Origin of the sequence: Corynebacterium sp. HMSC05D08, assembly GCF_001807215.1 — a bacterium.
GTDB lineage: Bacteria > Actinomycetota > Actinomycetes > Mycobacteriales > Mycobacteriaceae > Corynebacterium > Corynebacterium striatum.
Window position 1 is genome coordinate 1 of sequence record NZ_KV788310.1, and the last position, 22,971, is coordinate 22,971.

11 protein-coding genes are annotated in these 22,971 nt (G+C 61.9%); 6 read left to right on the plus strand and 5 right to left on the minus strand.

All coding sequences use genetic code 11. The annotated features are described in order from the left end of the window. Positions 1-570 precede the first annotated feature (570 nt). Entirely contained in the window at positions 571-945 is a 375-nt protein-coding gene (locus HMPREF3148_RS13475; protein ID WP_129721073.1) for a hypothetical protein, read from the plus strand. Positions 946-1,062: 117 nt separating this feature from the next. Here HMPREF3148_RS13475 and HMPREF3148_RS03015 read toward each other — a convergent pair whose 3' ends face one another. Further along, complete coding sequence (locus HMPREF3148_RS03015) at positions 1,063-10,149, minus strand: type I polyketide synthase (RefSeq protein WP_070508642.1); 9,087 nt, start codon at positions 10,147-10,149, stop codon at positions 1,063-1,065. Between the two features lie 310 nt (positions 10,150-10,459). Between HMPREF3148_RS03015 and HMPREF3148_RS03020 the strand changes: the two genes are divergently transcribed. Further along, the gene (locus HMPREF3148_RS03020) at positions 10,460-11,434 is read left to right on the plus strand and encodes a hypothetical protein (protein WP_005527578.1); all 975 of its coding nucleotides are present in this window, start codon (positions 10,460-10,462) and stop codon (positions 11,432-11,434) included. An 18-nt stretch (positions 11,435-11,452) separates the two neighbouring features. On the opposite strand, the gene HMPREF3148_RS03025 is transcribed toward HMPREF3148_RS03020, so the two are convergent. The 3 genes from HMPREF3148_RS03025 to HMPREF3148_RS03035 form a co-directional block, all read right to left on the minus strand. Then, entirely contained in the window at positions 11,453-13,261 is a 1,809-nt protein-coding gene (locus HMPREF3148_RS03025; protein WP_246818799.1) for a long-chain-fatty-acid--CoA ligase, read from the minus strand. A 245-nt stretch (positions 13,262-13,506) separates the two neighbouring features. Beyond that, on the minus strand, positions 13,507-15,240 hold the full coding sequence (locus tag HMPREF3148_RS03030) for a long-chain-fatty-acid--CoA ligase (RefSeq protein ID WP_070508647.1): 1,734 nt from the start codon (positions 15,238-15,240) through the stop codon (positions 13,507-13,509). An 825-nt stretch (positions 15,241-16,065) separates the two neighbouring features. Continuing rightward, the gene (locus HMPREF3148_RS03035) at positions 16,066-17,784 is read right to left on the minus strand and encodes a long-chain-fatty-acid--CoA ligase (RefSeq protein ID WP_070508650.1); all 1,719 of its coding nucleotides are present in this window, start codon (positions 17,782-17,784) and stop codon (positions 16,066-16,068) included. A gap of 80 nt (positions 17,785-17,864) precedes the next feature. On the opposite strand from HMPREF3148_RS03035, the gene mshA reads away from it, so the two are divergent. From mshA to HMPREF3148_RS03055, 4 genes are all read left to right on the plus strand, one after another. After that, positions 17,865-19,130, plus strand: coding sequence for a D-inositol-3-phosphate glycosyltransferase (gene mshA, locus HMPREF3148_RS03040; RefSeq protein WP_070508655.1), 1,266 nt, complete (start codon positions 17,865-17,867; stop codon positions 19,128-19,130). A gap of 145 nt (positions 19,131-19,275) precedes the next feature. Continuing rightward, positions 19,276-20,022, plus strand: coding sequence for a phosphoglyceromutase (locus HMPREF3148_RS03045; protein ID WP_070508697.1), 747 nt, complete (start codon positions 19,276-19,278; stop codon positions 20,020-20,022). Positions 20,023-20,109: 87 nt separating this feature from the next. Next, a complete protein-coding gene (locus tag HMPREF3148_RS03050; protein ID WP_070508657.1) occupies positions 20,110-21,372 on the plus strand; it encodes a sensor histidine kinase in 1,263 nt (420 codons plus the stop codon). Next, positions 21,369-22,067, plus strand: coding sequence for a response regulator transcription factor (locus HMPREF3148_RS03055; protein WP_049063219.1), 699 nt, complete (start codon positions 21,369-21,371; stop codon positions 22,065-22,067). Before HMPREF3148_RS03050 ends, HMPREF3148_RS03055 begins: the two co-directional genes overlap by 4 nt. Here HMPREF3148_RS03055 and HMPREF3148_RS03060 read toward each other — a convergent pair. Next, positions 22,064-22,963, minus strand: a complete 900-nt coding sequence (locus tag HMPREF3148_RS03060) for a DUF3109 family protein (protein WP_070508659.1) — start codon at positions 22,961-22,963, stop codon at positions 22,064-22,066. The two genes, HMPREF3148_RS03055 and HMPREF3148_RS03060, sit on opposite strands and share 4 nt — an antisense overlap. Between the last annotated feature and the right edge of the window lie 8 nt (positions 22,964-22,971).

Genomic DNA, 22,971 nt, shown 5'->3' on the forward strand with positions numbered 1-22,971 from the left:
GTAAAAGAAGCGGAACTAAACCCAGGACGCTTCAAAGTGACTTCAGTGATGTCGGTAATCGGGGGGTTCGCATTCTCGATGAATTGTTAGCGGACATGAGAAACTGACCAGTGGCGGACACCACGGGGGCAGGGCGTGTTCGAATGATTGACTCGTCCTGTTGGAGTATGGTAAGCGAACTTATCCCCTCTGGTTCAGAGCCCTGTTGTGACGTCGATCTAGCGCTGGGATGCTCCTCGAGTTCGAACGACGATGACGTGGTGCATCAGCCGACCGATGGGAGCCGTGTTGTTCGGTGTCGGGCGCACCTGTGGCATGAGGTCCGTGAAGCTTGGCACATGTGATTTCACGGAACGTGCCGACGGCGCGGCCGCGTGCTGTGGTTGCCTTCGATAGGCACGAGGAACCCGGTGTTGGAGTCACCATCGGCGCCGGCGGGGCCACAGACCTGACACCTCAACTTCACCCCTACTTCTTCTAGAAGACAATTGCTGCTGATTAGAGACGGAGTCAGGTCCGACCGCGCTTTTCGCTAGATGAGTCCGGTTAGACTCTTCTATCGAACATCGGATGAAGACCCCTTATTTTCCTACCCCCAATAAAAACCCCCAACCCCCTAAATCCCGTGTCCGCCACTGGTCAGTTATTCATGTCCGCCAACATGAATTGAACCGCGTAGCCTTTGACGAAACTCGTCACTTACGGAATGGTGATGATGCGGATAAATTTAATGAGGGAAACTCAAAAAATCGGCTGGCACGAGTTGTTGAAGTAGAACTTCCAGGACCAGCGAATAGTGAACTGCGTAGTTTTGTTCGTAATGCAGTTTCGTTAGCTCATTCAATAAAACACGCACCGAACTCATCGCGCCGTGAAGCTGGCATAATCGCTGATTCCGTAATCATGCTTGTCAATATTTTTCGGCGGATGTTTGAAAGCGTGTGATGGAACATTTAATTGAAAAGCGTTGGTGAGCAAACATCGTCGCGACATAGAGCGAAACGATGCTTGGTCAAAAGTAAAGGGCCAGTTCAAGTACGAACTGGCCCTAATTGCTAGAGGTTACGCACCCGGGAATTCACCGTTGCTGCCTAGGCGCGCGTCGGCGTCGAGGAGCATGGAGATTTCCGCGGCCTTGTCGGCGTCGACGAGGCCGTAGCCGTCAATCATCACCTTGGCGTCGGCGTGCGGCAGGCGGCGGCCGTCGATGATCTCAAAGAGCGGCGCGCGGCCCAGCATGCCGGCCTCGAAGCGGGCATGACCCGCGGCGAGGCGCTGCTCGGCACGCTCGCGCCAAGCAGCTGCAGCGTCAGTGCCGCGCTGCTTGGCGACGGCCTCCTCAAACACGCCCGGATGGGCGTACACGATGAGCGCGCCGACGTGTCCGAAGCCGAGCGAGGTGAGCGCCGCGGCTTTCACGCTGCGGCCCGAGGCTGCCAGATCCAGCGGCGAACGCAGCCACACCAGGTTCTTCGCCTTCGGTGCGATGAGCGGATCAACGCAGTCCAGCGAGACGTTGGCGGGGATGCGCCCGGTGCGGAAGACGTCGATGATACCGCCGGTCTGGAAGAGCGCGGCACCCGCCTTGGAGTGGCCGGTGAGCGTCTTTTGCGAGATGACGAACATCGGCTGATCCGCGTCGCGGCCGATAGCTGGCCACAAGATGGAGTGCAGCTCGGACTCGTTCGGGTCGTTGGCGTTGGTGGAAGTGTCGTGCTTAGACAGGACCGAGACGTCGTTTGGCGTCAGGCCCAGCCCGCGCAGCGAGCGTGCGAGACGAGAGTTCTCGCGACCACGACCGGCGCCCAAGGCGCCGAGGCCCGGAGCTGGAATGGAGGTGTGGGCGCCGTCGCCGTAGGAAGCGGCGTGGGCGACCACGGCGAGTACCGGAAGGCCCAGCTCTTGCGCGAGACTACCGCGCACAAGCAGGACGGTGCCGCCACCCTCGCCCTCGAGGAAGCCGCCGCGGCGGCGGTCGTTGGCGCGGGAGATGAAGCGCTCGTCGATGCCCTTCGCAGTCATCGCTGCGGTCTGCGCGGTGGCGTTCATGTCGCCAAAGCCCTGCAGCGACTCGACCTGAACGTCGTCGATGCCACCGGCGACCACGACGTCGGCCTTGCCCAGTGCAATCTTGTCGACGCCCTCCTCGATGGACACCGCGGCCGTGGCGCAGGCGCCGATGGGGTGGATCATCGAGCCGTATCCGCCGACCAAGGACTGCATGGTGTGCGCCGCGATGATGTTCGGCAGTGCTTCCTGCAGGATGTCGGATGGGCGCTCCTCGCCGAGGAAGCGGGAGACGAAGACCTTGTGCAGGGACTCCATGCCGCCGATGCCGGTGCCCTGCGTGGTGGCAACCTGGCCTGGGTGGATCGACTGCAGCAGCTCAGCAGGGGAGAAGCCGGCCTGGATGAAGGCGTCGACGGCCGTGACCAGGTTCCAGACCGCCATGCGGTCGAGTGCGTCGAGCATGTGGTCCGGGATGCCCCAGCGGGCGGCGTCGAAGTTGTCTGGCATCTGCGCGGCCACGGTGCGGGTGAGCGTGGCCTTGCGCGGTACCTTTGCGGTGGCGCCCTTGCGGCGGGTGACCTCCCATTCGCCGTCAGCCTCGCGGATGCTGGTGAACTCTGGGTCGGCCTCGGCGATGTCGCGGGCGGTGGCCTCGGAATCGACGGTGAAGGTGATGTCGCGGTCCAAGAACACTGTGGTCAGGTCGATGGAGCCGCGGTCAACCAGGTGGTACTTATCGGTGAGCTCGCGGATGCCGGCGCGGGCCACGACCTCGTCGTGGAAACGCTCGTAGATGTCCTCTTCCGCAATCTGTTCGTCAGTCTCACCGATGAACCAGCCCGGCGTGGGCTCCTCGTGCCATGCGATGAGGCCGGTCATCCACGCGAGCTCGATGACACCGGCGGCGGTCAACTCGGCGGAGCCGTCGCGCTGCAGACCGTACTCGGCCTCGAAGCGGGTGCGGCCGGAACCCCAGGAGCTTACCTCGCCGATACCGGCGATGACCACCATGTCGTCGAGATCGGTGGTGATGTCGCCAAGTTCCTCAGCCAGCTGCGGCTGCACCGGGCGCACCGGGGAAGGCAGTGCCTTGATGCGGGCGGTGGTGTCCTTGGCGGCACTTTCTGTAGCGGACTGTGCAGCAGGCTTCTCGACCTCTAGAGAAGTCAGCGAGAATCCTTCGAGACCGCCGGTGAGGTCTGCCTCGATCGGGCGTTCGGTGGCGCGGGCGCGGGACTCGGCGGAAGCTAGGTCTAGCAACTCAGAGGAGATTTCCTCCGGCGACCACACGTGGATGCCGGCCTTCTGCGCGGCTGGAACGAGGACATCGTTGCCGCCCATGAGGTGAGTGCCTGCGACCCAGCCGATCTTGGCTTGCGCAAGGGTGACGCCGGCAGGCCAACCAGCTTCGACGTTCCACTTGGCCAGGATGGCGTCGAGCGCGGCTTTGACTTCGCCATAAGCACCGTCGCCGCCGAAGGTGCCGCGGTTGGGCGAGCCCGGCAGGACCACGTGGCACCGGGTGGGACTCGGGGCCTTAACCGCGAGGTCAGAGAGACCGCCGATGAGGCGCTCGACCGACCACAGCAGCAGGCGAGCCTGGGTCTCCGTGGAGGAGCCGGCGTCTGCAAGCGAGCCGGAAACAGACGGTGCCGCGAATGGGAATGCCAAGGTTGGGGTGAGCGCTGGCTTGAGAATCTTCACCTCGTTGCCCACGGATTCGCGCTGCTCGGAGCCGATCCACTCCACCAGGGAGTCCACGTCGCGGAAGCTGGTGAGGTTGGCCGGAACCAACCACAGGGCAGATCCCTGACGGCCGTGCTCGGCGTAGAGGCGGCGGGCGAATTCCTTACGGGACTGGGTCACTCGCGATGCCGTCATGATGACGGTTGCACCGTCTGCGAGGAGGCGCTCGACAAGTGCGGTGGCGATGGAACCAGGAGCGGCACCGGTGACGAGGGCGACGTCACCGGCGTAAGCGCCGTGTGCGGTGGACTCGGCGGCTGCGGCTATCTGCTCGAAGTGGGCATTCTCGACGGCGGTGTTGCCCGAGCGTGCCCACCAACGGGCCTGTTCAGCCACGGTGGCGCCGGCGCCCTGGAAAGCGGCAGGCTGCGCGCGCTCGTCGTCGGCCGCGATCTCGCCAAGTGCTACGCGGGCGAGGCGCTCGCGGGCGGTGGCCCAGGCGTCGTCGAAAAGCACGGCGTGTGCCGCGTCGAAAGAAGGGGTGACGGACTTGAGCCAGCCGGAACCGAGCTCGGCTTCGACGGTCTCGATGACCTCGGTGTCTGGGGCGGTGGCCTCGGCAGGCTCGGCGACGTGGCCGAGCTGGGTGAGGACCTGGCGGGCCACGGTGGCGAGCACGCCGTTTACACCGGTCACGGTCTCGGCGTAGGCCTCGAGGGCAGCGGAATCCACGACCCCGCCGGAGGCTCCACCTGCGGCAGCGCCCTTGGAGACACTGGCGCCGTGCGCATTGGCGACGCCTTGGACGGCGGCGTCGATAAGCTCGTGCGCCGCGGACTTGCTGGTGGCGCTGGACGGAACCGTGTTCAGGCTGCCGCCGCGGACAGAATCCTCGTCGCGGGAGCCGAGCAGGATTTCAGCCTCGACGTGGGCGACCCAAGACTCGGGCAGGCCCCAGGTGCCGGTGACGTACTCGGCCACCGCGGTGGGCTTGAGGCCCGCAGCGCCGAGTAGCTGGCGCAGGCGTGCGGTGACGGCTTCGCCGAGGACGCTGCCGAAAGGTGCGTAGCCAGGGGCGGCGGCGTTGACCTTTTCGCGCAGCGAGGCGACGTCGGCGTCTGCGGCGCCGTCGATTGCAGGCACGCCGATCTCAGCGGACATGTCCATCAGGAGCTGGTTGCGGCGCGAGGAAACGCCGTTGGTGAGCTCCTCGATGTTTTCGGAGTCGTTGATCTGGTCGATGCGGATCTTGTTCTGGAACGCGAAGAGCACCATGATGGCCTCGGCCGCGCGGAAGGTGAGCTCGGGGGCGGCACCTGCGGAAGTCGCGGCCGGGGCAGGAACTGCGGGAGCGGACTCGGCCGGGGCTGGCGCGGATTCAGCAGCCGGGGTGGCTGGAGCAGCTGGGACCGACGCGGCCTCGACAGCCGGTTCCTCTGTCTCGGGGGCGGTCTCGGGCTCTGGTGCTGCCTGGACGTCCTGGAGCATGACCTGGTCTTGGTCACGCTCGACGTTGAATACGGGCAGGTCGCGGCCTGCCACGGCCAGGGAGCGCTTGGCCAAGTTGGTCAGGGTTGGGGAGGCGGCAAGGCCGACCTCGATTAATTGATCGACCTCGTCGAAGAGCAGTTCCTGGGTCTCAATCCAGCGCACCGGGGAGGCGAACTGCCAGGACAGCAGCTCGATGAGGAGCAGGCGGGCGAGTGCCTGCGGCTCAAGCGAGGAGGCGTCGAGGCCGTCGAGCTTGCCAGAAGGAGCCATCGGGGCCACGGTGTCGACGAATTCTTGGGTCAGCTCGAACGGCACTGCCACGAGGTTCGGCACGTAGCGGCCGACCAGCGCGTCGAGGTCAAGCTCAGCCGGGAGGAGCTCGTCGAGCTTCTCCGCAAACGCGGCCACGCCATCGCGCAGCACGCGGGAGTGGAACGGGACGTCGATGCCCGGAACCATCACGGCTGCGCGTTCCTTGACAGCGTTGGCGCGGCGGACCAGCTCGCGCAGGCCGGCCTTGGTGCCAGCCACGGAGTACTGCTGACCGCGGATGTTGTAGTTGACGATTTCTAGGAACTCGCCGGTTTCTTCCGCAATGGAGGCGACGTAGGCGTCCACCTCATCGCCGCTCACGCCGATCATGTTCGGACGCAGCGCGGCCATGGCGTACTCGGAGTTGCCCTCCGCGTCGCGTGGAACGAGGCTGCCCATCGCGGAGCCGCGGGAGTAGACGATGTCGATGACCGCTTCAAGGTCAAAGATGTTAGCCAGCGATGCCAAAGCAGTGTACTCGCCGAGGGAGTGGCCGGCGTACATCGAGTTGGATCCGATGGCGTTGTTCTCACGCAGGCGCTCGGTCTGTGCGTACGCCACGACTGCCAGGGCGACCTGGGTGAATTGGGTCAGGTGCAAAACACCCTGTGGGTGCACGAAGGTCTGCTCGCCGACGCGCAGGGACGTGGGATTGCCGTCGATGATGTGACGGATGCTAAAGCCCAGTGCTTCGCGGGTGTGCTGGTCGGCGCGGCGCCAGACCTCGCGTGCGGCTGGGGAAGCGTCGCGGTCGCCCTTGCCCATGCCCTCGGTCTGGATGCCCTGGCCTGGGTAGACATAAGCGGTGCGCGGCTGCGCAAGCAGTGCCTGGCCCCGGGAAACGACCTCGCCGCCTATGCGGCACGTGACTTCGAGGGCCACGTGGATACCCTTGCGGCCCACGCGCTCGACGACGATGTCAATGACATCGTGCAACTGAACCATGCCGTACATGGAGTAGGTCCAGCCCACGACCTGGCCGTGCCGCGCGGCCAGGTGTTGCGCAGTGGCCGAGAGCCACATGCCGTGGACCAGCGGTGCCTGGAGGTTCACCAACTGTGCGGCGTTGTAGGAGGTGTGAATGGGGTTGTAGTCACCGGAGACCAGCGCGAATGGGGTCATGTCGTGCGGCGCGGTGACGGTGGCACGATCCACGAAGGAGCGCGGCGTGGACTCGACCTTGGAGGCCGACTTGCCGCCGCCCCACTCAGGCGCAGGCTTCGGCATCGCGGTGCCGGTGGCGCGGCCGCGGATGGCAAAGCGCTGCATTTGGGTTGCGACGATCTCTTCGGTGCTGTGGTCTTTGAGCTCTAGCTCTACGGTGACGATGCGCCCGGAGACGGACTCGTCGATGGCGGTGCACTTGGAGATGACGTCGATGCGGCGGCCGTCGGCGAGAGTCGCAAGCGGAACGCGGACGTCCACGACGTGGTCCAAGTGCACAGCATTGAGCAGGCCCTCGATGACGGGGTAGCCGTCCTCCAAAAGGCCCGAACCTAGCGCGGTGTAGATGGCCGGCCAGCAGGGGCCGACGAGGACGTCCGGGGTGCCCACGGTGGCGTCCTCGCTGGCAGGAAGCGCGGCACCGGTGACTGCGGTGTGCGCCTCCAGCAAGGAGGCCGGCAGGTGGAAGGAGTAGTGGGCCACGCCATAAGGTGCGTCCTCGCTGATTGAACCTTCTTCAATGCGCGGCATCTGCGTGATCTCGTCGCCCTGCTCAGACATGGAACCCACGCCGGCCAGGCCCTCAAGCAGAGTGAAGACGGAGGCCGGGAGGCGCTCCTCCGAGACCACCGGGGAGCCGCCGGTAGCAACGCCCTCGGGAAGGTCGACAGGAACGGTGACCTCGCGGACGTAGAACGGGCGCTGGTCCTCCGGCAGGTGGTCCCAATAAGAATCGGCGGTGATGACGATCTCCCAGTTGCCGTCCGCGTCTTGGCGCAGGCTGTAGGCGTTATCGTCCATCTCATAGGCCGGGTTGGCCATGAGGTGGCCATGCCAGACCAAGGTCGGTGCGGCCTTGATGAAGGCGGCCTCGTCCTGTGCGGCCTGCAGGCGAGAGAATACCTGCTGCGGGGTCTGGCCCGCGGCCAGCAGGGAGTCCGTGGTGGCCTGTTCGAAGCGGGCAAGCAGCTCGGCTACCGGCTCGTTCTTCTTGGTGATGCCAGCGACGGCCACTGGGCCCGGGATGATGCGCACCTGGTCCGCGGTGTAGCGCTCGTCCTGTGCCTGCCACAGGGTGTCTTTGCCGAACCAGACCTTGAGGTCGCCATCGATGGCGGGCACCCACGGCATCGGCTTGACGTGCTTGTAGTGCAGGGAAATCCACCATGCGGCGTCGCGCGGGGACACGCTTGTCGACGTCGCCTCCGGGTAGGCCGCCAGCAAACGCGCCGCCGCGGCCGGAGCGTCGTGGACCTCGTCGATGGAGTTAAAGAGGGTATCGATCTCGCCGTGGTCGGCGCTGTTGAGACGCGCCTCGATGCGGTGAAGGAGGTCGAAGAAGCGGTCATCCCACGTGGGGTCCACGAACGGGTGAGCCAGTTCGACGAAGCGCTCGAGCCATTCCGCGTAGGTCATTTTCTCGACGTCGCCGAAGTAAGGCTTCGACGTCTTGTTCAGCGCGGTGATGATTTCTTCGCGGTGGGCGGAGTAGTCCTCGATGCTCAAAGAAGTGATGAGACGGGAGGCAGCCGCAAAAGAGTTGTCCAGGTCGTGGATGTCTGCCAACAAGTGCGACTGGGAGGAGGCCACGCCGTTGGTACCGGCACCGCGGCCGACCCAACCATCATTTTCGGTTGGTGAAATACCGGAGGTTTTCACCAACAGGTCCTTGACGGAGTCGGTGGCCTTAGCCTCCTTGGTGGCCATGGCGACGGTGCCGATGAACACGGCGTCGACAGGCATGGCGTGCAGGTTATAAGCCTGTGACCACTCGCCGGTGAGGTAGTCCGCCGCGCGCTCCGGGGAGTAGATGCCGCCTCCGACGGCGAGGACGACGTTGCGGTGCGCGCGGACCTCGGCGTAGGTTTCGAGCAGCATGTCATCGAGGTTGACCCACGAGTGGTGACCGCCTGCGTGGCCGTCCTCGACCTGCATGATGATCTGGTCATCCGGGTAGGCGGCAGCGATCTTGAGGACGTCGCGAATCTGCTTCGCAGTGCCCGGCTTGAAAGAGATGTAAGGGAAGCCATCGGCATGAAGCTGGGCGAGGAGCTCGCCGGCCTCGTCTACCTCCGGGATACCCGCGGAGATGCACACGCCGTTGAAGGAAGCACCAGCGGCGCGAGCCTTCGGCACGATGCGAGCCTGGCCGAACTGCAGGTTCCACAGGTAGCGGTCGAAGAACATGGTGTTGAACTGCGCAGTGCGGCCTGGCTCCAGGTGCTTTTCCATCACGGCGAGGTGAGCACGGAAGACCTCGTCGGAGTACATGCCGCCGCCGGCCATCTCGGTCCAGTGCCCGGCGTTGGCTGCCGCGGCCACGATCTCGCCATCAGCTGAGGTCGGCGTCATGCCACCCAGCATGATGGGCGACAGGCCGGTGAGATCAGAGAAGCGGGTCTGGGTAAACGCGCGGCCGCCCGGCAGCTCGACAACGCGCGGCGCGAATTCGGAGTAGTCCACGGACGTGGGGAGGGAATTTCCGGGGATTGCTAGAGCATCGAGATCCTGCGGGCTGCCCGCAGACACCACGACGATGCCACTGCCTTCGACGACGCGCTTAGTGATGTTGGCCAGCGAGCGATCCAGCACGATGAAGTGACGAGACTTCAGCTTAGCCAGGACCTGCGGCCAGTTGTGCTCGTTGACCAGGATAGATTCTGCCTGCTCGCGAGCGTTTTCAGCGTCGAGGCCACAGGCGGTGGCCAGTTCGACGGTGCGCTCGGCAGCGGGCGCGAGAATGGCGTTGTGGAAAGGAAGAGCCACGGGCAGCTCGGTGTATTGCGGCTCAAGGGGGTCGCCGCCGATGGTGCGCTCTTCGAGGGAATCGTTGAAGGCCTGTACTGCGGAGTCGAGCGCTGCGCGGGTTGCGGCGAGGTCCTCCGGGGAGCCGGAGAGCACAAAGTGCTGGCGGGCGTTGACCACGGCGATTACCGTGTTGCCGCGCAGGTTCTCCGTGATCAATTCACGGGAAAGGCCACGGATGGAAACCATCTGGGAACGGGTATCGGAACCGCCTCCGGCGTTGGCGGCGGTGCCCATCAGCAGGGCGAGGGCGAGGGCTTCCGCAGGCTTGTCGACGGCCATTTCGCCCAAGGATCCCTGGGAGTGTCCGGCGGTCTCGTTGATGATGACTCCGAGGTTGCGCAGCTGTTCGATGGTGGCGATTTGGCTGAGCACGATGCCGGGGATGGATACGGCCGGGGAGGCGTCGAGCGCGGCGGCAGTGGCAGCAGCAGTGCCAGTCACAGTAGCAGCATCCCCTTCGAGCAGTTGCTCGAGGCGCTCGATGGCGCCTGGGCAGCTCGAGGCGATGGCTCGTGCGGCAGGGCCGGTGATGCGGCGGGCCTCGGCGAGCACCTCCCGCAGGTTCTGTGCGGTGGCGGGGGCCTGCGCGGCGTCGTTAAGCGTGGCCTGCCAATTGGAGCCTTGTCCTGCGAAAATGACGGCTGGATTAGGCATGGAATGCAATGGAGTCAAAGACATTTTCCCTCTTAAAGTCTGGTGACGTTTGAAATGCACTTAGTTAGTGTGAAGCAACTAAAAGTGATTACGCCACCGTAACCTACTTTGGCGTAGGTATGTGTCTGACGCGTCTTAATGTGAGGTTTTTCTCACGTTTGAGCGGGGTGACGATCGTGTGACGCTGCCCTTAGGAACTCGTGCTGCGTATGTCCGGAGGCTTTTGTATGCTGGCCTCACCGCAGCTATTTTGCGTCAGCGCTCTTCGGGGGAAGGGGAAGCTGTAAGTAGGTGCGGCACGCGTAATCAAACGTATAAAACTCTCGGGGGAATAATGACTCACGCAACTGTTGCGCGGATTCCGCGCATTTCTCAGCGACGCCTACTCAAAGCCATCCAACGTCTGGGTGGGAGAATTGAAACTTCTAAAGACGGGGAGAAATCACTTCGCATCCCTGGCGGTCTATTGAGATTCGACCTAGAGATCCAGCGTGGCGCACTCACGCCATTGGGTTATTGGGGCGGGGATGCGTTTCACGATCCAGACCAAGCGCCCCTAGTCATGCGCATCAATGACCTAAATGGGGGAGAGGTGCCGGGCGTGGTTAGCGCGTTTCAATGCGGTAACTCGCCGAACCATTCGCATGTTCTGGTCTGTGGCCCGCCGCTCCTTGCGGAATATGCCACGGATGCTCAGTTGGATCTGCTTATCGCGGGCTATGCCAAAAAGATGGTGCGAGCTTTTCATGCTTTGGATAGGAAGTTCTCTGGGAGCACGGTGCCGCTGCCGCGCGGCACGGGGTTGCGGATGGCGCGGCGGAAGAAGGAGAGCACACGCTATGGCGTTGCGGAGGTGTCCTTGCAGCGCATCGCTGACTTAGCGCAAACGATGAGTTTTGGTGCGACGTCGGTTTCGGTTACCGGCTCGGTGGCGCAGGGGTACGTGCTGATTGTTGTTGACGGGCTTCAGATCCGGGTGGGGCATGCCCGTGATGGAAGCGGGGACGTGGAGTTGATGACCTATGCGCCTGCTGCGCACTGTGCTTGTTATTGGCCCAACGTTTTGCAATGGGCAATCGACGTAAACGAAGCCCAGAGTGAGGTCTCGGCGCGGATTATCTCAGCGCCCGATGATTCGAATCTGGTGTTCAACGGCTACGCCCTGATTCCTACGGACTGCGGATATACAAACGAACAGCTGGCGTACCAAGTAGATGGTTTGGTACGCCAGCTGGTGGGCTTGGCGGAGGACTTCTATGATGCGTTCAATCCCACTCGTGCGCTGTTTATGCCTGATGGCTGCGGCTAATAGAGAGTTGCTGACAGCCTAGTCTGGGAGAGGTGCCTTGGCATCTGCCGGGCTGGCTGCGGCATGTGCGTCGGCGTTGGTGTCGGTGGCGGAGTCGCCGTGGTGGTCCGGGCGGAGTTGGTCGGGCTCTTCCAGAAGCGCCATGAGATCAGCCTGTACCTCGCGGCGGCGGATCTTGCCCAGTTGATCGGAGGCCAAGTGCTCGAAGTGGTAGAAGGTGCGCGGGACCTTGTAGCGGGTGAGACGCTCGCGGCAGAAGTCCTTCAGGCCTTCCGGATCGAGCGCCGCGCCTTCGCGCAGGATGACACAAGCCACGACGTCCTCGGAGCCGTCGTGTCGTGGGCGTCCCACAACCGCGACATTGACCACGTCGGGGTGCTGATTGATGATGGCCTCGACTTCTGCCGGGTAGACGTTGAAGCCGCCGGTGATGATCATTTCCTTGATGCGGGAGATCAAGCGGATGAAGCCTTCCTCGTCCATGACGGCCATGTCGCCAGTGCGGAACCAACCGTTGTGGAAGGTGGCGGCGGGGGCTTCTTCGTTGTGGAGGTAGCCCGGGAAGACCTGCGGGCCGCGGACGAGAAGCTCGCCTTCGACGCCGTCCGGCTGAGTCTCGTCGAGGTTATCTGGATTCGCGATGCGGACCTCAGTGTCTGGGAAGGGGAGTCCGATGTGGCCGGCACGGCGGGCGTCGGTCAGCGGATTGCAGGTGACGACCGGCGAGGCTTCGGTAAGACCGTAGCCTTCAACTAACGTGCCGCCCGTATCAGTCTCCCACTCGGAGACAGTGTGTACGGGCAGGGTGGCAGCGCCCGAGATGGCGTAGCGGATGCCGTTGACCTCGACGCCTTCTTCCTTGGCGGCAGCGAGCACCTTTTCGTAAATAGTGGGTACGGCTGGGAACCAAGTGGGGGTGTGCTTCTTCAAGATGTCCATGATGAGCGGGAGCTGCGGTGAAGGAAGGAGGATGATTTCCGCACCAGCCAGGATTCCTAAGATGATGGACATGGTGAAGCCATAAGAGTGGAACATGGGCAGCACAGCCATGAAGCGCTCGTGGCCGCGGCCGAGGTCTGGGGCCCAGGCATCGACCTGCAAGGCGTTGGCGGCGAGGTTGCCGTGAGAGAGCTGGGCGCCCTTGGGCTTGCCGGTAGTTCCTGAGGTGTAGAGGATGAGAGCGATGTCATCCTTCGATATCTCGGGGAACTGCATGCGGCGGCCGTCGCCACCGATGGCGGTGCTGATAAAGGTGGACCACGGGACGGTGTTTGGAGCGTCGGCGGACAAGGCCTCGCGCTTGGCCTTCAGCGGTGGGAGCGGGAGTTTAAGCGCGAGGCGCTGGAGGGGTGGCATCTCGTCGATCATGTTCACAGAGATGACCGTCTCGAGGTTGGTGACGTCACGCAGCTTTTCGAGCGTGCAGGCGGCTTTGTCCCAGGCGATGGTTACGCGGGCGCCATGGTCTTGGAACAGGGACTCGAGCTCGTGGGCGGTGTACAGCGGGTTGTGTTCCACGACTGTCGCACCGAGGCGGGTAATGGCGTAGAAGGCGATGAGGTGCTGCGGGCAGTTGGGTAGAAGGATGGCGACGTTGTCGCCTGGGCGGATGCCGAAGGCCTTGAGACTGGCGGCGGCGGCGCGAACCTGGGCGTCGAGATCCGCGTAGGTCATTGTCTTGCCGAAGAAGTAGGTCGCAGGGTTTGCGGCATTGACCGCGAGGCTGTTGGTGTAGATATCAACCAACGTGGTGTCGCCATAGTCGATGGAATGAGGGGTCCACTCGGCGTAGTGCTGAAGCCAAGCGGCGTTGTCAAAAGCTCCCATGATCATGCCTTTCAGTTTCTGAGGCTAAGTATTAGTTGCAACACAGTGTAGTTGCTGATGTGAGTTAACTAACGTGTTAAGTCTTGAAAAACTTGCTAATATTGGTGAGTTTCTGGGGGGAAGTCACTATAAGGTGCGAATTCGCCTTGTTTTAGCTAGAAAAAGCCCCGTTCGCAAAAGGTGCAAACGGGGAATTAACTGAAATTTTCGCCCAAAAAGCGAATCGACGTTAGTGTGTGGATGCTTTAGTTCTTCGCCTTATTCTTTTCGAGAAGGGCGATGAGGTCTGCCTGGACTTCGCGGCGGCGAATTTTGCCCAGCTGATCGGAGGCGAGGTGCTCGAAGTGGTAGAAGGTGCGCGGCACCTTGTAGCGAGTGAGGTTCTTGCGGGCGAAGTCCTTCATTCCCTCGGGGTCAAGCGCGGCGCCTTCGCGCAGAATGACACAGGCGACGACGTCCTCGGAACCGTCCGCGCGCGGCAGGCCAACGACGGCGACGTTTTCCACGTCTGGGTGCGTGGCGATGACTTCTTCAACCTCGCCTGGGTAGACGTTGAAGCCGCCGGTGATGATCATTTCCTTGATGCGGGAGACGATCTTGATAAAGCCGTCTGATTCCATGACAGCCATATCGCCAGTTCGGAACCAGCCGTCGTGGAAAGTGTTCTCCGTAGCTTCGGGGTTTTTGAAGTAGCCCTTGAACACCTGCGGGCCGCGGGCTAGCAACTCGCCAGCCTCGCCGTCGGGCATGGTTTCGTCAAGATTTTCTGGGTTGGCGATGCGGATTTCGGTGTCCGGGAACGGAATGCCGATGTAGCCTGGGCGTCGGTTATTGTTCATCGGGTTACCTGTGAGGACCGGCGAGGTCTCGGTGAGGCCGTAGCCCTCAACCAGCAGACCGCCAGTGAGCGACTCCCACTTCTCCACGGTTTCTGGGGGAAGCGCCGCAGCACCTGACAGGGAGTTGTGGATGCCGGTGATGTCTGCGCCCTTTTCCTCTGCTGTCTCGATGATCTTGGAGTACAAAGTAGGAACACCAGGCAACCAGGTTGGGCGGTGCTTTTTCATGATGTCCATGATGAGCGGGATCTTGGGGGCAGGAGTAAGTACCAACTCGCCGCCTACATACACGCCGAGGGCTGCGAGGAGAGTCAGGCCGTAGATGTGGAACATGGGCAAGGCGGCGAGCATGCGCTCGGGCTTAGCACCGAAGTTAGGAACCCAGGCCACGCCTTGCTTGACGTTGGCGCACACATTCGCGTGGGTAATCTCAGCGCCCTTTGGTTTACCGGTGGTACCGGAGGTGTACAAGATGATCGCGGTGTCGTCGGGTTTGACCGTAGCGTCCTCGAGCTTGTGGCCGTTGCCGCCAATGGCGGTGCCGGTGAGCACGTTCCATGGAACCGTATTCGGGGCAGCGGCAGTGAGCTGATCGCGCTTTTCCGTAATCGGCGGAATTGGGATGCGCAACAGGAGTTGCTGGCGGCGCGGCATTGCTTCGGTCATGTTGACGGAGACGATGGTCTCCAGCGGGGTGGTCTCACGCAGCTGCTCGAAGGTCGGTGTCACCTTGTCCCACACGATGGCTACGCGGGCCGCGTGGTCTTGGAACAGTCCCTCCAGCTCGTGTGCGGTGTAGAGCGGATTGTGCTCGACCACAGTCGCACCTAACTTGAGCACCGCGTAGAACGCCGCGATGTGCTGCGGACAGTTGGGCAGTGCCATGGCCACGCGGTCGCCCGGGCGGATACCGAAGGCCTTGAGGCCGGCGGCAGCGGCACGCACTTGGGCGTCGAGCTCGTGGTAGTTCTGCTGCCTACCAAAGAACCAGGTGGCTGGCCTATTGCCGCGCTTTTCCAAGTTCTCATTGTAGATATCAAGCAGCGTGAGTTCACCGTACTCGAGGGAGTGGTCGGTCCACTCGGCGTAGCTGGCAAGCCAGGCTTTGGACTCGTATGCAGATGGCTGGGTATCCGACATGACGTCACTCCTTTGGGTGGCAAACAGTTTTGTTTCGGACAGTATATCCATTTTGTGAACTAAACCCTTCTGCCTGCCAAATTTTTGTGATGGGGTAGTTGCCGTCTCTCCTTGGCTCACCGTGTTTGTGGGCCGCTAGAATTCACATTTGTACTCATGGTTCTTGCAGGAACCGAGACGGGGAAGCGGTGAGTGTTCCGTGGTTGCTTTACTTTTCACGGCTGCGGGAATTTACGGTCTCGTTGTAGTGGCGGGCGCGGTTGGTGCTGATTCCGTGGGGTTTGTTGTCACGGTAACGCTCATAGGGTTTGGCTTTGCGCTGTTCGTCGGTGGCTCGCTGGAGCGCTATCTTCCGGCCTCGTTGTGGCGCCGTTTCTCTCTTTCACGTGCTGCCAGCCGACGTTGGGGCGTGGATTGCTTCAACGCCTTTCTCTGGCGAATCGGTTGGAACAAGCACATAGTAGCAATGCGAAAGCGCGATTTGGGTAGTTACCGCCGACGGCTGGCTGGCAGCGGTAGTCCTCCTAATGATCGGGATAATTGGCCATGTTTATCCGGTCCTATTGCAGATCCGCGTTATGACGCGGTTGAGGGATTAGTCGTTTCAGGCTGTTACTGCTCTTTTTGGTCCCGTGCAAAAGCTCCCTTTCAAATGGTTGTATGTCGAGTAGAAGCTCGTCAGAAAACGGCCAAAAGCTCCTTTTACCCAGTGATGGGGGCTGAGCAAAAGGAGCTTTTGGAAGGGGCCGGGAATTGGGTCAGGAAATCGTCCTGGTCGGGGCCGGGAAGTGCGGCCGAAGGCCCGGCCGGAGGAGGCGGCAGCGGCTACTTGCCGGCCTTCTCCTTTTCCAAGCGCTCGAGCAGATTGGCCTGGACTTCGCGGCGGCGAATCTTGCCCATCTGGTCCTTCGCTAGGGACTCAAAGTGGTAGAAGGTGCGCGGCACCTTGTAGCGGGTGAGCCGCTCGCGGCAGAATTCCTTCAAGCCTTCTGGGTCGAGCGCCACGCCGTCGGCCAGGTCGATGCAGGCCACGACGTCCTCGGAACCGTCGGAGCGCGGGCGGCCGACCACGGCGACGTCGTCAATGGCAGGGTGCTTACGCAGTACTTCCTCAACTTCACCTGGGTAGACGTTGAAGCCGCCGGTGATGATGATTTCCTTGATGCGGGAGACCAGGCGGATGAAGCCGTCTTCTTCCATGATGCCCATGTCACCGGTGCGGAACCAGTCGTTGTGGAAGGCGGCTTCGGTGGCCTCCGGGTTGTTGAGGTAGCCCTTGAACACCTGGTGGCCGCGGGCGAGGACCTCGCCCTCGACGCCGTCCGGCTGGGTCTCGTCCAGGTTGTCCGGGTTCGCAATGCGCACCTCGGTGTCCGGGAATGGGATTCCCACGTAGCCCGGGCGGCGGTCGGTGCTCATCGGGTTGCCCACGATGATGGGGGAGCACTCGGTTAGGCCATAGCCCTCAACCAGCAGGCCGCCGGTGTATTCTTCCCACTTCTCTACGGTGTCCACCGGCAAGGTCGAGGCGCCGGAGAATGCCGCACGCACGCCCTTGATGTCGATGTTCTGTTCCTCAGCAGACTCGACGATGCGCTCGTAGAGGGTTGGCACACCTGGAACCCACGTCGGAGTGTGCTTCTTCATCAAGTCCATGATGAGCGCAATGTCCGGCTTTGGAATGATGACCAGCTCGCCGCCGATAAGTGGTTGCAGGACCACGTTCATAACCAGGCCATAAGCGTGGAAGAAAGGCAGCGCGCAGAGCATGCGCTCCGGCTTGTCGCCCAGGCCAGGAACCCAGTGCTTGCCCTGCAAAATGACGGCGAAGAAGTTGCCGTGTGAAAGCTGCGCGCCCTTCGGCTGCCCCGTAGTGCCGGAGGTGTACATGATGACGGCAATGGTGTTCTTGGTGATGTCCGCCGGAGTCTCGACGTCGCGCCCGTCGCCACCGATGGCATTGCCCACCAGGCTGTCCCAGGTGACGGTGTTCTTGGCATGCGCCGATAGCTGCCCGCGCTTGGACTTCAAGAAAGGCAGGTACTTGAGGGCCAGCTTCTGGGCGGTAGGCATCGCATCAATCATGTTGACGGAGATGACCGTCTCCAGATTGGTGGTGCCGCGCAGCTTCTCCAGGGTAGAAGCCGTCTTGTCCCAGGCAATAGCGATGCGGGCGCCGTGATCCTTGAACAGACCTTCCAGCTCGTGCGCAGTGTAGAGCGGGTTGTGGAGGACCGCGATGGCACCCAGCTTCAAGATGGCGTAAAAAGCAACTACGTACTGCGGGCAGTTCGGCGCCACGATGGCCACCTTGTCACCCGGGCGCACGCCGAATGCGCGCAGACCGGCGGCGGCGCGACGGACCTGCTTGTCCATCTCCGCGAAGGTCTGGGTCTTGCCAAAGAAGTAAGTCGCTGGCTTGTCAGGGTTGATTGCCAGGTTGTTGTCGTAAATATCGAGGAGAGTGGTATCTCCGTAGTCAAGGTTATGCGGGGTCCATTCTGGGTAGAACTGGAGCCATTCCTTGGTGTCGAATGCCGACATGGGGTTCAGCACCTTTCGGTTGCGTAAGTTTTAGCATGGGCCAGTATAGCCTCGAATCCGGACGACTAGACTGTTTACCTATGCGCATCGCAATGATTTCACTCCACACCTCGCCCATCGAGCAGCCGGGGTCCGGTGATGCAGGTGGAATGAACGTCTACGTCATCAACATTGCTCGCCAACTTGCCCGGCAGGGCGTCGACGTCGACATTTTCACGCGAGCCACGCGTCCCAGCCAAGGCGAGGTCGTCGAGGTCGAGGAGCACCTGCGCGTCATCAACATCGTTGCGGGGCCTTACGAGGGTCTTGATAAGGAAGACCTCCCCACGCAGCTGGCAGCATTCGCGGGTGGGCTCGTGCAGTTCGTCAAGTGCTTCAATCTTGATTACGACCTCATCCACACGCACTACTGGCTCTCCGGCCAAGTGGGCTGGCTGCTGCGCGATCTGTGGGGCGTCCCGCTCGTCCATACTGCGCACACCCTGGCTGCTGTGAAGAATGCGCACCGCACCGCCGATGACATCCGGGAATCGGAAGCCCGTCGCATCTGCGAGCAGCAGCTGGTGGATAACGCGGATCTCCTCGTGGTGAACACAGAGCAGGAGACTCGCGATCTCGTCGAACATTACGACGCCGAGCCTTCTCGCATCAAGGTGGTCTCGCCGGGCGCCGACACCGAGCTGTTTACACCTGGCACCGACCGCAACACCGAGCGCTCGCGCCGTGAGTTGGGCATTCCTATCCACACCAAGGTCGTGGCCTTCGTGGGCCGCCTGCAGAAGTTCAAGGGCCCGGAGGTTCTCATCCGCGCCACGGCCGAGCTCATCGAGCGCGATCCTTATCGCAATATCCGCGTGCTGTTCTGCGGCGGCCCATCGGGTGCGAACTCGACGCCGGAGTACTACCAGAACCTGGTGCACAAGCTGGGGCTTTCCAAGCGCGTGCGCTTTCTAAGCCCGCGTCCGCCGGAGGAGTTGGTCTCCATTTACCGCGCGGCCGATCTGGTGGCGGTACCGAGCTACAACGAGTCCTTTGGCCTGGTAGCACTGGAGGCACAAGCCTCCGGTACCCCCGTCATCGCCTCCCGCGTTGGCGGCCTGCCCATCGCCGTGGCGGATGGGGAGACGGGTGAGCTAGTCGATGGTCACTCGCCGGAGGCCTGGGCGGATGCCTTGGAGCACTTGCTTGACGACGACCCGCTGCGCATCAGCATGGGCGAAGCCGCCGTGGGGCATGCGGCGAAGTTCAGCTGGGCCGAGTCGGCCCGCGTACTCAAAGACATCTACGAGGAAGCTCTCGCCATCGAAGTCCCAGACTGCCATGCGCGCCGGGCTACCGGCTATTGATGGCTAGCTTCCAAGCTGCTGACAGCCCCGCAAGGTTTAGCACTTCTGAAAAGGCCGTGGCCGGGGCTGGGAGAAATAAAGAAAAATGTCCGAATGGAAGAAATCTCACAGGCATGGGTACCGAAAACCTGGCATGCTTGTAGGCATGACTAACGGAAAGCTCATTCTTCTTCGACACGGACAATCCCAGTGGAACGAATCCAACCAGTTCACCGGTTGGGTAGACGTTGACCTCACCGCAAAGGGCGAGGCAGAGGCAAAGCACGGCGGCGAGCTGCTCAAGGAGCAGGGCATCCTGCCAGATGTTCTCTACACCTCCCTCCTGCGCCGTGCTATCCGCACCGCAAACATCGCTCTTAGTGCTGCTGACCGCCACTGGATTCCGGTTGTACGCGACTGGCGTCTTAACGAGCGTCACTACGGCGCTCTGCAGGGGCTCAACAAGGCTGAGACCAAGGAGAAGTACGGCGATGAGCAGTTCATGGCATGGCGCCGCTCCTACGGCACCCCGCCGCCAGAGCTCGAGGACTCCTCCGAGTACTCCCAGTCCAATGATCCGCGCTACGCAGACCTCGACCAGGTCCCACGCACCGAGTGCCTGAAGGACGTCGTCGAGCGCTTCGTTCCTTACTTCGAGGAAGAGATCCTTCCGCGCGCCAAGAAGGGCGAGGTTGTCCTCATCGCTGCCCACGGTAACTCCCTGCGCGCACTGGTCAAGCACCTCGACAACATCTCTGACGATGACATTGCTGGTCTGAACATTCCTACCGGTATTCCGCTGGTCTACGAGATTGCGGAAGACGGCAGCGTAGTCAACCCAGGCGGCACCTACTTGGATCCGGAAGCAGCCACAGCGGGCGCAGCCGCTGTTGCCGCACAGGGTGCCAAGTAAGTACCTTTAAGACTCCATAGAGTTCCCAGGGGGTTTATACTCCCTGGGGATTGTTGCGTTTTGAATATTTAACTTTTTAGTGGACTCGTGGAACTAGTTTTAGCTTTCTTTGCCGGCGTGGTCGTGTGCGGCCTCGCCCTACCGGTGATCACGTGGTTCCGCGGGCGCTGGGAGCGTTACCGCAAGTCCAACGAAGCCGATGCAAACCAGGTCACCACCGTGAGCCAGGTGCTGCACCTCGCAATCCAAGGCGCACCGACCGGCATCACCGTGCTCTCCCGGGCAAAGGAAGTCATTCTTTCTAATCCCTCTGCGCATGAGATGTCGCTGGTCCATGACAGGTCTGTTAATCCTGACATCTGGAAGGTCGCTGAAGAGGTCTTTGAGGACAAGGAAACTCGCTCGCTGGACCTCTCCATCCCCAAGCGCCGCACGGGAAACCGCGTCACGCAGGTGTTGGCGGTGGTCAAACCGCTGACGCTTAACGACGACCGCTTTGTCATCGTGTACGGCACCGACGAATCGGAGTCCGTGCGCATGGAGGCGGCACGTCGCGACTTTGTGGCCAACGTCTCCCATGAACTCAAGACCCCTGTCGGCGGCATCGCATTGCTGGCGGAGGCTCTGCTCAATGACCCGACTGACGTTGAAACCGTGGAGTACTTCGGTGGCAAACTACAAAATGAAGCCAGCCGCATGGCGGATATGGTCAACGAGCTTATTTCCCTATCTAAGTTGCAAGGCGCAGAGGCGCTGCCGGAGATGGAGCCGCTGAATCTAGATGAACTAGTTGATGAGGCAATCTCTCGCAACCAGCTGGCAGCCGATTCACATCAGATTGAACTTACCCGCGGCAAGCCGGTGGGAGTGCAGGTCAAAGGCGATAAGGCTCTGCTTATCACCGCTATTTCCAACCTCATCTCCAATGCCATCCACTACTCGCCGGATGAGATGCCGGTGTCGGTGACTCTCAAGATCGTCGGTACCGACATCGTGCTCGTACGAGTGACTGACCGCGGAATCGGTATCGCCCCGGAGGACCAAAAGCGAGTCTTCGAGCGCTTCTTCCGCGTGGATAAGGCCCGCTCCCGCCAGACTGGCGGAACGGGCTTAGGTTTGGCCATCGTCAAGCACGTGGTGGCCAACCACGGCGGAAATATTAAGCTGTGGTCGCGGCCGGGCACGGGTTCGACCTTCACGATCGAGCTGCCTATTTATAAAGGCGAAACTGCAGCGGATAACGTAGAGAATCAGGATAATGAAGTAGATGGTGCCATCGGCTCAGCTGCGCCTGGGCTTCCTCGTGCCGTCGCTCGCGTAGCCGCACGTCGAAAGGACAAAGCACAATGACCAACATCCTCATCGTTGAAGATGAAGAGTCGCTGGCGGACCCGTTAGCGTTCCTCCTCCGGAAGGAAGGCTTCGACGTAATCCTCGCCTCGGACGGACCCACCGCCCTGGAGCAGTTCGCCAACAACACCGTTGACATTGTGCTTTTGGACCTCATGCTGCCGGGAATGTCCGGCACCGATGTGTGCAAGCAACTGCGTGCCACCTCCTCGGTTCCCGTTATCATGGTGACGGCTCGTGACTCGGAGATCGACAAGGTCGTTGGCCTCGAGCTGGGCGCTGACGACTACGTGACCAAGCCTTATTCTTCCCGCGAACTCATCGCGCGCATTCGCGCTGTCTTGCGCCGCGGCCATGACGTTTCGGCTGAGTCCCAAGAAGAAGGGCTCGAGGAGCAGATTCTGGAAGGCGGCCGCGTGCGTATGGACGTGGAGCGTCACATCGTCATGGTGGACGGCGAGGAAGTATCTATGCCGCTCAAAGAGTTTGATCTGCTGGAGTACCTGCTGCGCAATGCGGGCCGCGTGCTGACCCGCGGGCAGCTCATCGATCGCATTTGGGGTGCCGATTACGTTGGCGACACCAAGACTCTCGACGTCCACGTCAAGCGCCTGCGCTCCAAGATTGAGGCTGAGCCCTCTCGCCCGCAGCACCTAGTTACGGTGCGTGGGCTCGGTTACAAGTTTGAGCTTTAGTAAGCGTCGGCTTTCACGCTTGCTGGGTGGCGGGTGAGTTTTACGCCTGCCGCTGCGGCCTGCGCTCGGGCCGCGCAGTGATCTGCCAAGATGGCGTAGCATTCTTCGCCCATAAGAGCGATGAGTTCGGTCTTTTGAGAGCGCCACATCGGCTCTGGTGAGGTGTGGCAGGCTGCATCCGTGGAGCAGTACCAGTCGAAGTCCTCGCCGCCGCCACCCCAGCCGCGGCGGTCATACTCGCCAATGGTGGTGCGGAGGATTTCTTGGCCGTCTGGGCGCTCCTCGTATTCCTCGTGGCGGCGCAGCGGCAGCTGCCAGCACACCTCCGGTTTGACCACGGTCAGCTCTTCGCCTTCCGCCATGGCCCACTGGTGGAGCGCGCAGCCGGCACCGGTGGCCCAGCCCGTGCGGTTGGCAAAGATGCACGCGCCATCCACGATGGGGGTCTTGAGCGCGGGTTCTGGTTCGCCGTCATCACCATCGAGCTCGTCCCACACCAGCCATGGTTCTAATTCGGTGGGATCTTCTTCGGCGAGGTATTTATCTACCCCCGCCGGGCGCAGCTGCCAATACTTGGCGGGCATGCGCTCGACGGCGTCGTATAGCTGCTCCCTATCGGTATCGTCGGCCATGTAGGCGCCATGGACGCAGCACCCGACGTCGGGCTGCTGCTTGTCGATGCCGTGACAGGCTGAGGTCCCAAATTGGCACGTGTAGTGCGATTCCACCCACGTCAGATCGATGGAGAAGACGTGGAGCGGGTCCGCTGGGTTGGTGAATTCGAACCATTCGCGCGGAAAATCAGGAGCCTCTTCGCGGCCCGCGAGGATGGATGCGGCGGCGGGGGAGGGGGCTGGAAAACCGAGGTAGACCTCTTTAGATTTCGGGCGATTCACACCTACCC